Source organism: Mesorhizobium terrae (assembly GCF_008727715.1).
Classification (GTDB): domain Bacteria; phylum Pseudomonadota; class Alphaproteobacteria; order Rhizobiales; family Rhizobiaceae; genus Mesorhizobium; species Mesorhizobium terrae.
Genome location: NZ_CP044218.1, coordinates 3,826,165 through 3,837,218, shown reverse-complemented (window position 1 = coordinate 3,837,218; position 11,054 = coordinate 3,826,165). Strand labels below are relative to the sequence as shown.

The window sequence follows — 11,054 nt, the reverse complement described above, 5'->3', positions numbered from 1 at the left end:
GGCCCGCGAAACTCGGCCTTAGAAGAGCCGATGGCGAACGTCAGGATCGGGGTGGTGGATGGGGTGGCGAAATGGCCGTCACCGCCAAAGCGGCGTCATCCCATCGAACAAGCAGATCCACCATTTCCAGACGGGTGCCGCCGAAATCAGTCAGTAAGGATGCATTGGCAAAACACTTGGCCACGCAAATTGCCGCCAGCGGGCACGACTTCTGGCAATCGGGAACCGGCGCTTTCTGGTCGGGGCAGCACGGCATGCCGTCGGACATGCCTGACATTTCCGCCATCCCACCCATCGCCGCCGACGGGCTCGCCATCGGCGCAAGGATGAGGCCGACGACAGCGAAAACCCAAAGCAGGCGGGAGAAGGTGTTCAAGAACTGCACTTGGCCATTCTTTCACTTCGCTCGGCGTGAAAAAAGGTCTTCGTTCGCAAATCCGGTCATGCCGGCGGCGATTGTCGGAAAAGTAAGCTCCGCGACAACGCAGGTTGAGGGTCCCTTGCTCGAATGGCGACGCGCTGTTCGAACAGAAAGACTTATGGTGTCCCTCTTCATTTTCGGATCCCTCATCGTCGCGGCAAGCTGCGCCAACGCCGCGTCTCAGCTATTACTTAAAAAATCAGTTTCAAGTAAATACAAAAATTCATACAAAATTCTTACATTAAATACGAACATAGATTTAAGTTTACTTTTCGTCGCCGCCTTGTGTTTCGCAGTTTCCATTTCGATATACATGTATCTTTTGCGACACCACGATGTAAGCATCGTTTTCTCTTCGATGGCACTGACCCAGGTTTTGGTCTACGCGCTCTCGCGCCTTGTACTTCGGGAAAAAGCCTCCTCTTACCGGCGCGCCCTGGGAACAGCGGCCATCGCCATCGGACTTGGCCTCATGGTTGCCAGCGACATTTCGCCCTAGGCGACGCGAGCTTACGTTCGCCGGGCAGTTCCGTCGCACGAAAAACCGAAGGTCAGCTCCGGCCTCGTCAACCAAACTTCATGAAGACGGAACTCGTTGCTCCAAACGTCATCACCTCGAAAGGTTCAGGCTGCACGCCCGGCATCTCCATGCCCGGAGAACCGGCTGGCATGCCGGCGACGGCAAGGCCCTTGATAGCGGGCCGCTCGGTGAGCAATCGGCGCAGTGCTTCGGCCGGAACATGGCCTTCGAGCACATAGCCGTCGACAAGCGCGGTGTGGCAGGATTGCAGCGCTTCGGGGATTCCCATCTGCGTCTTGAGCTTTTCAAGGGCGGTGTCCTCCACGATCTTGACCGGGAATCCGGCCTTGCGGATGTGGTCGGCCCAGGCTCCGCAGCATCCGCAGGAAGGATCCTTGTGGACGGTGACCAAAGGCAGCGTGGTCGCCCTTGCCTGTGAGGCGGCCAGCATCGCAGTCGTCGCAAAAAGAAATAGTCTGCGGTTCATCGTCGTCTCCTGTCCCCGTTCGCAGGCTGCCTGCATCGGCCGGCCCAAAAATTCATTCGCCTTCGCGGGGCTCAACAAGCGAGCCCCGCGAAGGCTTTACGGTTTTCAGTATAGCTTACTTGGCTTTTTCAATCTTGGTCACGGTCAGGCGGCCGTTGACGCGATCGGCCTCGAACTTGACCTTGTCGCCGACCTTGACGGCCTTGAGCGCGGCCGGATCAGCGACCACGAACACCATCGTCATGGCATCCATCTCCAGATTGGTGATCGGGCCATGCTTCAGCGTGACCTTGTTCTGGGCCGTGTCGATCTTGGTTATCTGGCCGTCCACGGGCGCGGCGAAAGCGGAAGTGGCGAGGGCCAGAACAAAAGCCGCGGTGGTTACGATCTTACGCATTGGGTTTCTCCTTCAGTTGCGTTGGGTAGTCGGATTGTGTCGTCTTCACTTGACGACGATGGTGCCGGTCATGCCGGCTTCACGGTGCCCGGGAATGAGGCAGGAGAAGTCGAACTCGCCCGCCTTGGTGAACTTCCAGACGATCTCGCCGCTCTTCTTCGGCGCCAGACGCTTGGCGTTCGGATCGTCATGTTCCATGTCGGGGTTCTTCTGCATCTGTTCGCCATGCTTGAGGTTTTCGGCAAGCGTGCCGAGCACCAGCTCGTGGTCGAGCTCGCCATTGTTGCGCAGCATGAACTTCACCTGCTCGCCCTTCTTGATCTCGACGCGGTTGGGCAGGAATTCCATCTTGCCGTCGGCTTCGCGCATGACGACCTGCACCACGCGCGCCGGCTTCTTCGGGTTGCCGGGCTCGCCATAGGCGCGTTCGCCGTCGTGGCCGGGGTCGGCGATGGCGGCCGCAGGCCACGCCAACATGGCCAGGACCGCAATGAGGGTTCGGGATTTCATGTCGTTTCTATCCTTAGTGATTGTTGTGGGCGTTCTTGGGGGAGGATTGCCCGCCGGGCTTCACCACAGTGACTTCGGCGGTTTTTGACCTGTCGAAGGCGGGCGCTTCCTGACGCGCCGCCTGTTGGGTCTGTCCGGTCCACTCATAGGAGACCGTACCCGACGGGTGCTGATACCAGCCAGGGTCCTTGTAATCCCCGGCGGCCAGCCCTTCGCGAACCTTGACCACCGAGAACATGCCACCCATCTCGATCGGGCCGAACGGACCGAAACCGGTCATCATCGGCAGCGTGTTTTCGGGCAGCGGCATTTCCATTTCGCCCATGTCGGCCATGCCGGCGGTGCCCATCGGCATATAGTCGGGCACCAGGCGCTTGATCTTCTTGGCTACCTCCTTCTTGTCGACACCGATGAAGGTGGCGAGCTCATGCCCCATGGCGTTCATGGTGTGGTGCGACTTGTGGCAATGGATCGCCCAGTCGCCCGGATTGTCGGCCACGAAGTCGAAAGCACGCATCTGGCCGACCGCGCAGTCGATGGTTACTTCCGGCCAGGCCGCCGCTTCCGGCACCCAGCCGCCATCCGTGCACGAGACCTTGAAGTCGTAGCCGTGCATGTGGATCGGATGGTTGGTCATGGTGAGATTGCCGAAGCGCACGCGCACCTTGTCGCCCTTGCCGACCACGAGAGGGTCGATGCCCGGGAAGACACGGCTGTTCCAGGTCCACATGTTGAAGTCGGTCATCTCCGCCACGCGCGGCACATAGGCGCCCGGCTCGATGTCGTAGGACGACATCAGGAAGACGAAGTCGCGGTCGACGCGGCGGAAGGCCGGGTCCTTCGGATGCACGACGAAGAAGCCCATCATGCCCATGGCCATCTGCACCATCTCGTCGGCATGCGGGTGGTACATGAAGGTACCGCTCTTCTGCAGCTGGAACTCGTAGACGAAGGTCTTGCCGACCGGGATGTGCGGCTGGGTGAGACCGCCGACGCCATCCATGCCGCTGGGCAAAAGCTGGCCGTGCCAGTGGATGGTGGTGTGTTCCGGCAGTTTGTTGGTGACGAAGATGCGCACCTTGTCGCCTTCGACCGCCTCGATGGTCGGTCCCGGCGACTGGCCGTTGTAGCCCCACAGATGACCGACCATGCCGGGCGAAAACTCACGCACCACCGGCTCGGCGACGAGATGGAACTCCTTCCAATCGCCGTTCATGCGCCAGGGCAAAGTCCAGCCGTTCAGAGTGACGACGGGGTTGTAGTCCGGCCCGGTTTTCGGCACGAGCGGCGGCTGCATGACGGCCTCCGTCATGGTCGGTGCTTCGGGCACCGAGGCGAAGGCGGTGCGCCCCGATACCGCGCCGGCGCCAAGCAAGGTCATGGCACCGGTGGCGCCGAGGAAGTTGCGACGGGAAACCGTCATGTCTCTTTTCTCCTTGGGGTCACTCATCGCCGCCTCCCGAACCGCCGCCGATGATGGCGCTCTGGTAGTCGACGCCGGCGAGCAAGGCGTCACGCTGTGCCTCGATGGCCGCGACATTGGTCTCGATGCCCTCGCGCGTGGTCGTCAAAAGCTCGAACACGTCGATCAGCATGCCGTTGTATTGAAGCTGGGCCTCTTCCGAGATCACCTTGCGCAGCGGGATGATGCTGCCGCGATATTGGCGGGCGATATCGTTGGCGGCGCGATAGGCAAGAAGTGCCGCGCGCGCCTCGGACCGGATGTTCACGGCCTTTGCCGCGAAGCGGTTGACCGCTTGCATGTAGGTCTCGGCATTGCGCCGCCTGGTGGTCTCGCCCAGATCGAAGATCGGGATCTCCAGTTCGAGGTCGAGCACCCCACCCTTCGGATAGTCCTTCTCGACCTCGCCGTGATCGTTCTTCGTGCGCTCGAAATTGGCGAAGCCGGCGAGCTGGAAGGCCGAGACGTATCGCGTCGCGTTGTCGAGTTTCAGCTGGCGGGCCAGCGCATCCAGCTCCAACCGCGCCGAGATCAGATCGACACGCTTGCGGATCGCCTCCGTCTCGGCCTGATCGGATGTCTGCAGTTTCTTCGGCAGGCCAGGCAGCCTGTCCGGGATCTTGTAGGTCGTATCGGCGCCCCACAGGCCGAGTTCACGCGTCAACGCTTCGCGCGTGACGCCCGCCTCCAGCCTTGCCGTGGCAAGCTGGCTCGATGTCTCCGCGTTGAAGGCCCCTGCCCGCGCCTGATCGAGCTTGGTGGCGGCACCGGTCTCGCCCAGTTTGCGGGTGAGGTCCGCCGCCGCATCGGCTGAAGCGCGCGCGCGCTCGAGATAGGCAACGCGATGTCGGGCGGCGACGGCCTTGTAGTAGGCCTTGCGGGCATTGGCGGCCTGGCGGAACGTCGCTCCGACCGCGCGGTAACGCGCCGCCTCGAATTCCTTCTCGGCGATCGCCTTGCGCGCCGGCAGGGTGAGCAAGGACAGCAGCGAGCCGACAACGCGCCGTTCGATTTCGAGCGATCCTTCCCGCAGCGTGCCACCGAGCGAAATGCCCGGATTGGGTGGCAGGCTGGCTTCGACGAAGGCCGCTTCGGATATGCCGAGCGCATTGTATTCGGCTTGCAGGTTTCTGTTGCCGAGCAGAGCCACCTGGACGGCGCTGTCGGCTGACAACGGCTTGGCGAGAAGTGCCCTGACGCGGGCGTTGGCCGCCTGGGCGTCGGCCTTCGAAGCGATCTTCACCGCGTTGGCACCGAGTGCCGACGACACCTGTGCGCCGACCGGCGACATACCGCCATCCTTGGTGAAGGAGGCGCAGCCAGCGAGGGTCAGAGCAAGCAGGCTGACACCGCCCAGCCTGGCGAATTGCCGCGAAATACGTTGGCCCGCAGGCGGACTGGAGGCGACAAGGGAGATGGGCACGGTCATTTGCCTTTCTCCTTGGGTGCGACCTGTCGGTTGCTGTCGGTCCAGGATTTCGGGGCGACCGGCCGGTAGTCGGTGGTGCCGGCAAGCACCGGCGTGTAGCGCGCGGGCGGCACGGCGACGCCGGCGTCGGCGGGCGACGCTCCAGCGCCGACCTCGGGCAAGGCCGTGCAGGCAGACAGGATGATGGCAGGCGCCATCATGAAGAGAGACCTCATGAATTTTCCTCAACAACGAAGATGAATGGGTTCGCGCCGGCCTTGCGGACCAGGGGTCCGGCGAGGCCATGCATCGATCGATAGGAGGCGCAGCAACGGGTCCGGTGCTATGAAAACACCGAACAGGCGGCAGCAAATCGGCGCGCGATCCTGCGCGAGCGTCATTGGGACGCTCGTCAAGGTCGATGAGAAATCAGGGAATGGCTCTAGATGCGGGGAAATGCCCGCCTAGTGCGCGATGACCCGGTTCTGCGCCGACGCCTCAGGCGCGGGCCAGCCGGGGTGGGCGTTCGAGCCGCACGGTGGCGGCGCCTTCCAGCTCGTCGGTCGGCTGGCGATGCTCGATCTGCCAGGTCACGAAGCTGATCGGCTCGACACATGCAAAGGAAAGGATCGCGGTGTGACAGGCCATGGCACAGCAAGTCTGCGCCAGATCCTGCGGCTGGTGATGCGAACCGCCACAGCCTTGCGTACCTTCCTGGCAGGCATCGCGGTCAACGACCTGTTGGCCAGCGCCATGATCATGCGCACCCGCTGTGTGGTGATCACCAGCGGATGACTGCGTGGCCATTGTCCCGGCAGTCGCCGACAGCCCGGCGGCGGCACTCCAGCCCGTGCTGGTCACGGCCACGGCCACCACCATGAGCGCAATCGCCAACGCCCTGCCCGCCCCTGCTATCGCTGGGAAAAGGCAGCACGAGACGCTCACAATGGTTTGGCGAACTGTCATCAGGCGTGGTTCCAGCGGTTCCGACTTCTCACCTCAACACTGAGGTGCCGATATCGGCGTACAAGGCCGCGGAACAAAAAGTACAGGCCTGGTCCGGTGCTGGCCAACAAGTTTCTTTATACATTTTTGTATAGGTCTCATGCTGGCCGAAATCGTCCGCTGGTTTCCATACGTGCGGGGTGCCGCACGAATCGCAGTCAAGCCGGATATGGCGCGACTTTTGGAGACGATCCGTCAGCGCGTCAAGCGCAAGACTGCCCTCCAGGAATGCGCCGAACAAACTCCGGCAATTCGCCGAAATGAGAATCACAAAATTGTAAGTCGGGCGGAAAGGGACTGTGAGGTCGCACGCCTAGCCTCTGCTCGTCGGGCTCCCAAGACGCCCGCCTTCGAAAAGAGGAATGACCATGAAAACCACCATCGGATATGCGCTGCTTATCGCGGCCGCGATGACCTCGAGCGCGCTTGCCAACAGCGGATCGAACCCCACAAGCAATGGCGTCGACAAGATACTGCAAGGTCATGGATCGAGCGGCGACACGGCGAAGTCGACCTCCAATCCCGATGTTTCCTACAGGGTTCTCGCCAATGGCGACATCGAAAAGGCCAACAGCCGGTACAATCGTGTCGAGATCACCAAGCCGTCCTGGTGGCTCGGCATGAGCCCGCGCCAGCGCGACAGTTGGGCGGGCCGATAACGGTCGCCGTGACATTCGGCCCGTATCCTCCCACGGCGCCGTTCCAACGCATGGGAGCAATCCGCAGGCGGCCAGCCAGCGGATTGCTCCCGAATGTCGTTCATTGGAAATCGCGGAATGCCCGCGACGTTCCTGTTGGTATCACCCTCCACCGGAGGTCGCCCGCTGATGCAGGCCACATCAAACGGCCGTCACCAATCCGTGATCGCAAACCAGAATCCGCCAATCTGGCGACCCAGATTGAACACAGTTATCCCGGAAGCCGGGGGCCGTCATCGGAATCGCCTCCTGGGCGAAGACCCGCGATGACGCAAATGTGGCAGATGCGTAGGAAATGCAGAACATGACGAAATCCGTCTCCGAACACCCGGCGAAGGTTCGTGCCGTTGGTTCTCCGCGTTTCTAGCCGGGAATACAGCCCCGGCGCCAACGCCGGCACGGCAGCGCCACCGTAGACGGCGTCGAGCGGGAACACCCGCCGGTCCAAGGTTTCATTGAGACAGGGCTGTTCTGGCTCCGCCGGCAGCCCACCGAATTTCGAGGTCATCCACGCCCGGGTAAACCAGGCCAGATGAGAGCCTTTGCAATGAGAATTCTCCTAGTCGAAGATGATGAGCAGATCAGCCAGTATATTGAAAACGGATTGAAATCCTCCGGTCACGTCACTGACGTGCTGAAGGACGGACGCGATGCATTGCTGGTGGGATTGCGGGAGCCATACGATGTGGCGATCGTTGATCGCATGCTGCCGGGGCTCGACGGGTTGTCGCTGGTTCGAGGCTTGCGCGGCGCCGGTGGCAAGGTGCCGGTCATTTTCCTGACCTCGATGGGCGGGGTCAACGATCGCGTCGAAGGTCTCGAAGCGGGAGCAGACGACTATCTCGTCAAACCCTTCGCGTTCTCCGAACTCCTGGCACGCATCAATGCGCTGAACCGTCGCCCGCCTATCGCCGCCGAAAAGGCGAAGTTGCGCGTCGCCGATCTGGAACTCGACCTGTACAGCCGGCTGGCGCACCGGGGCGGCACGATAATCGAACTTTTACCGCGCGAGTTCGCCCTGCTCGAACTCCTCATGCGCAATGAAGGCCGCATCCTGACCAAGACGATGCTGCTGGAGCGCATCTGGAACTTCAATTTCGATCCGCAGAGCACGGTCGTGGAGACGCATATCAGCCGGCTGCGCGCCAAGATCGACAAGCCATTCAACCCGCCGCTGCTGCACAACACCCGCAACACCGGCTACAGCATCCATGGCCAGCGCTAGCATTGCGCGGAGCACGTCGCTCCGGCTCGCCGCCTTCTACACCTTGTTGTTCCTGCTCTCTTTCCTCGGCGCCAATGTGGTGGGCTACAACATGGTCGCCACCTATCTCTACGAGCGCCTCGACGCCAATGTCACGGAGCGCTTCAGGGAAATAGCCTCGGCTTACGACACAAGCGGCATCGACGGTGCGGTCGCCATGGTGCAGAGCCATGGTCCGGCCATCCGCGGCCAGGAAACGCTTTATACGCTGAAGGACGCCGACAATGTCGTTCTGGCCGGCAACATCGATATGGCCGATGTGCCGCCCGGCTTTTCCACGCGCGCTCCGACAAGCCACAATCGGCCCCTCGCCAACTACCGGCTCTACCGAAAGGCCCTTGGCAACTACGATTTGACGGTTGGCATAAGCTACGACGACACCAACCGGTTGCGCCGGATCGCGCTGGTCAGCTTCGGCTGGGCGACGGCCATCGTCCTGGCTGCCGGTCTTGGCGGCGGTGCCGTGCTGGCATTTCGCACGCGCCGACGAATCGGCCGGCTGTCCCAGGCAATGAAAGCCGTTGGCGCCGGCGAGCTCTCCAGACGCCTGCCGGTTTCCTCGCGCCGCGATGACATCGATATGTTGGCGATGGAGGTGAACGACGCGCTCGGGCAACTGCAGGCCAGTGTCGCCGCCATGACGCAGGTCACCACCGACATCGCCCATGACCTCAAGACCCCGATAGGCAGGCTGTTTCTGACGCTGGAAACCGCGCTCGAATGCGGCGATCACTCGGCCACGAGACCGCTTCTTGAAAAGGCGATGGAGGAAGTCACCCGCATCACCGGCACTTTCGAAGGATTGCTGCGCATATCCCAGATCGAATCCGGTGCGCGCCGGTCGCGATTTGCCCAGGTCAATCTTGCCGAGCTTGTCAGCGATATCCACGACATCTATCGCGATATCGCCGTCGACGCCGGCCGGCTGCTCGACCTGAGCGACGACCATCACGACGTCCCCTCATGGGTGTGGGGCGATATCGACCTGCTCAAGCAGATGTGTGTCAATCTTCTCGTCAACGCGATGCGCCACACGCCGCAAGGCGCGCGGATCGTCATCGGTCTTGCCGCCGAAGCGGACGCCCTCATCCTCATCGTCAGCGACAACGGCCCGGGAATTCCAGAGGAAGAGCGAGACAAGGTCTTCAAGCGCTTCTATCGCCTGGAGAAAAGCCGGACGACCGAAGGCACCGGGCTTGGGCTTAGCCTCGTCAAGGCGATCTCGGACATGCATGGCGCGGTCATAACACTGACGGACAACAGACCGGGCCTCGTGGTCTCGATCGCTTTTTCGAAAGCATCCTAGGATCGGGCGAAAAAATCCGCCCGTGGAGGTCAGGCACACGGGCGGATAGTTAGGCACGCATTTGGCAATGCATCGTCATTGAGACGCCCCTATCTACGACCGTGGCTTTGAGCCTGTTTGAGATGGAATATACAAATCCGCAAACGTGACAGGCGACAGGTGATCAACCTCTTCGTCCCGCAAACCCGTCTGCGAAAACGAACCGTCGGAAGCCGGCAAATTATGTGGCGAGCCGGCAACACCTGCATCGCCACGGCAAAACCCAAGCCCAGTCTTGCAGATATGTAAACTTCGTGTTCGCCGCCGGAAAATCCCCTGCCCGCAGATCAATTCGACCGCACCGAGAACCGGTCCGGCAAACTCGAATTGAAAAGGTGGGAAATGAGAAAATCTCTAATGTTGGCCGCGCTTGCCGCGTCGACGGCAAGCATCGGCAGCGCCTATGCGGCCGACCCGACGGTCATTGCCGAACCCGAGCCGGCGGAGTTTGTGAAGACCTGCGACGTTTACGGCGTCGGGTTCTTCTACATCCCCGGCACGGAAACCTGTCTGCGCCTTAGCGGTTATGTTCGCTACGACATCGGCGTCGGCAAAAATCTGGGTTCGGATGTCGACGGCGACGGTCTCGGCGACACCTACTACAAGCGCGCTCGGTTCGCCTTGAAGACGGACGCGCGCAGCCAGACGGAACTCGGCGAACTCCGGGCCTATGCCCAGATCAATTTCGACCGCGACACCAATGGTTCGATCTGGAACTACAATACGTTCGGCTCGCCGGTCGCCGACAACCTCTACATCAACCACGTCTACATGCAGCTCGGCGGGTTCCGGGTGGGCATGACCGATTCCGTCTTCACCACATTGACCGACTATGCCGGCAACGTCATCAATGACTGGCTGCTCGGCTACGGTCCGTTCCGCACCAACCAGATCTCATACACCTACACGGGCGGCAACGGCTTTGCCGCGACCGTCGCCCTCGAACAGGGTGCCGGCGGCTACACGATCGACAACTACGTGCCGCATGTCGTCGGCGGCGTGTCGCTCACGCAAGGCTGGGGCCGCGCGATGGCCGTCGCTGCCTATGACAGCGTCAACGAGGTGTGGGCGGGCAAGGCGCGCGTCGACGTCAAGGTCACCGACATGGTCACGCTGTGGGCGATGGCCGGCTACAAGTCCGACAAGAACGTACCGAACTACTACGGCAACTGGGAAGGCTCATGGGCGGTTTGGGGCGGCGGTACGGCCAAGGTCAATGAAAAGACCAGCCTCAACATGCAGTTGGCCTATGACGCCGGCAAGGAATTCGTCGCCGTGGCGAATGTCTCGCGCGAGGTGGTACCCGGTTTCTATGTGACGCCTGAACTCGTCTACACCAGCAAGATTGGCTACATCGCCAACGGCAAGGGTTCAGTCGGCGGCTTCCTCCGCTTCGAGCGCGATTTCTAAGTTCGCTACATGATTTACGGCCCGCAGCTCTCTAGAGCCGCGGGCCATTTTCCTGTCGCCGCCACCCGCAAGGGAGGTGCAAGCAAACGCGTCGATTTAGATAAAGGTCGATAGAGGGTTGTCCGGA

The 11,054-nt window shown here is 61.5% G+C and carries 12 protein-coding genes; 5 read left to right on the top strand and 7 right to left on the bottom strand.

Going from position 1 to position 11,054, the window contains the following annotated elements; genetic code table 11:
• Positions 1-71 precede the first annotated feature (71 nt).
• The gene (locus tag FZF13_RS28985; protein ID WP_161773041.1) at positions 72-920 is read left to right on the top strand and encodes a DMT family transporter; all 849 of its coding nucleotides are present in this window, start codon (positions 72-74) and stop codon (positions 918-920) included.
• Positions 921-987: 67 nt separating this feature from the next.
• Here the strand turns inward: FZF13_RS28985 and FZF13_RS19725 are convergent, their stop codons facing one another.
• The 7 genes from FZF13_RS19725 to FZF13_RS19695 all read right to left on the bottom strand — a co-directional run bounded on the left by FZF13_RS19725 (position 988) and on the right by FZF13_RS19695 (position 6,099).
• On the bottom strand, positions 988-1,428 hold the full coding sequence (locus FZF13_RS19725; RefSeq protein ID WP_036255079.1) for a DUF411 domain-containing protein: 441 nt from the start codon (positions 1,426-1,428) through the stop codon (positions 988-990).
• 115 nt (positions 1,429-1,543) lie between these two features.
• The gene (locus FZF13_RS19720) at positions 1,544-1,825 is read right to left on the bottom strand and encodes a copper-binding protein (protein ID WP_024924614.1); all 282 of its coding nucleotides are present in this window, start codon (positions 1,823-1,825) and stop codon (positions 1,544-1,546) included.
• 45 nt (positions 1,826-1,870) lie between these two features.
• Positions 1,871-2,335: a cupredoxin domain-containing protein gene (locus FZF13_RS19715; RefSeq protein ID WP_024924613.1), complete on the bottom strand. Its 465-nt coding sequence runs from the start codon at positions 2,333-2,335 to the stop codon at positions 1,871-1,873.
• A gap of 13 nt (positions 2,336-2,348) precedes the next feature.
• On the bottom strand, positions 2,349-3,758 hold the full coding sequence (locus FZF13_RS19710) for a copper oxidase (protein ID WP_024924612.1): 1,410 nt from the start codon (positions 3,756-3,758) through the stop codon (positions 2,349-2,351).
• A 19-nt stretch (positions 3,759-3,777) separates the two neighbouring features.
• Complete coding sequence (locus FZF13_RS19705) at positions 3,778-5,226, bottom strand: TolC family protein (protein ID WP_081766889.1); 1,449 nt, start codon at positions 5,224-5,226, stop codon at positions 3,778-3,780.
• The gene (locus FZF13_RS19700) at positions 5,223-5,441 is read right to left on the bottom strand and encodes a hypothetical protein (RefSeq protein ID WP_081766888.1); all 219 of its coding nucleotides are present in this window, start codon (positions 5,439-5,441) and stop codon (positions 5,223-5,225) included. The genes FZF13_RS19705 and FZF13_RS19700 overlap by 4 nt, the downstream gene beginning before the upstream one ends.
• A 262-nt stretch (positions 5,442-5,703) precedes the next feature.
• Positions 5,704-6,099: a hypothetical protein gene (locus tag FZF13_RS19695; protein ID WP_139116493.1), complete on the bottom strand. Its 396-nt coding sequence runs from the start codon at positions 6,097-6,099 to the stop codon at positions 5,704-5,706.
• 479 nt (positions 6,100-6,578) lie between these two features.
• Between FZF13_RS19695 and FZF13_RS19690 the strand changes: the two genes are divergently transcribed.
• From FZF13_RS19690 to FZF13_RS19675, 4 genes are all read left to right on the top strand, one after another.
• Positions 6,579-6,869, top strand: coding sequence for a hypothetical protein (locus FZF13_RS19690; RefSeq protein WP_179654193.1), 291 nt, complete (start codon positions 6,579-6,581; stop codon positions 6,867-6,869).
• 586 nt (positions 6,870-7,455) lie between these two features.
• On the top strand, positions 7,456-8,133 hold the full coding sequence (locus tag FZF13_RS19685; protein WP_024924608.1) for a response regulator: 678 nt from the start codon (positions 7,456-7,458) through the stop codon (positions 8,131-8,133).
• On the top strand, positions 8,120-9,478 hold the full coding sequence (locus FZF13_RS19680) for a sensor histidine kinase (RefSeq protein ID WP_024924607.1): 1,359 nt from the start codon (positions 8,120-8,122) through the stop codon (positions 9,476-9,478). Before FZF13_RS19685 ends, FZF13_RS19680 begins: the two co-directional genes overlap by 14 nt.
• Before the next feature lie 381 nt (positions 9,479-9,859).
• Positions 9,860-10,927, top strand: coding sequence for a porin (locus FZF13_RS19675; protein ID WP_024924606.1), 1,068 nt, complete (start codon positions 9,860-9,862; stop codon positions 10,925-10,927).
• Positions 10,928-11,054: the final 127 nt, after the last annotated feature.

Excerpts from the sequence above, each read along its gene's own strand:
- FZF13_RS28985 (WP_161773041.1), top strand. The coding sequence starts at position 72 with ATGGCCGTCACCGCCAAAGCGGCGTCATCCCATCGAACAAGCAGATCC.
- FZF13_RS19725 (WP_036255079.1), bottom strand. The coding sequence starts at position 1,428 with ATGAACCGCAGACTATTTCTTTTTGCGACGACTGCGATGCTGGCCGCC.
- FZF13_RS19720 (WP_024924614.1), bottom strand. The coding sequence starts at position 1,825 with ATGCGTAAGATCGTAACCACCGCGGCTTTTGTTCTGGCCCTCGCCACT.
- FZF13_RS19715 (WP_024924613.1), bottom strand. The coding sequence starts at position 2,335 with ATGAAATCCCGAACCCTCATTGCGGTCCTGGCCATGTTGGCGTGGCCT.
- FZF13_RS19710 (WP_024924612.1), bottom strand. The coding sequence starts at position 3,758 with ATGACGGTTTCCCGTCGCAACTTCCTCGGCGCCACCGGTGCCATGACC.
- FZF13_RS19705 (WP_081766889.1), bottom strand. The coding sequence starts at position 5,226 with ATGACCGTGCCCATCTCCCTTGTCGCCTCCAGTCCGCCTGCGGGCCAA.
- FZF13_RS19700 (WP_081766888.1), bottom strand. The coding sequence starts at position 5,441 with ATGAGGTCTCTCTTCATGATGGCGCCTGCCATCATCCTGTCTGCCTGC.
- FZF13_RS19690 (WP_179654193.1), top strand. The coding sequence starts at position 6,579 with ATGAAAACCACCATCGGATATGCGCTGCTTATCGCGGCCGCGATGACC.
- FZF13_RS19685 (WP_024924608.1), top strand. The coding sequence starts at position 7,456 with ATGAGAATTCTCCTAGTCGAAGATGATGAGCAGATCAGCCAGTATATT.
- FZF13_RS19680 (WP_024924607.1), top strand. The coding sequence starts at position 8,120 with ATGGCCAGCGCTAGCATTGCGCGGAGCACGTCGCTCCGGCTCGCCGCC.
- FZF13_RS19675 (WP_024924606.1), top strand. The coding sequence starts at position 9,860 with ATGAGAAAATCTCTAATGTTGGCCGCGCTTGCCGCGTCGACGGCAAGC.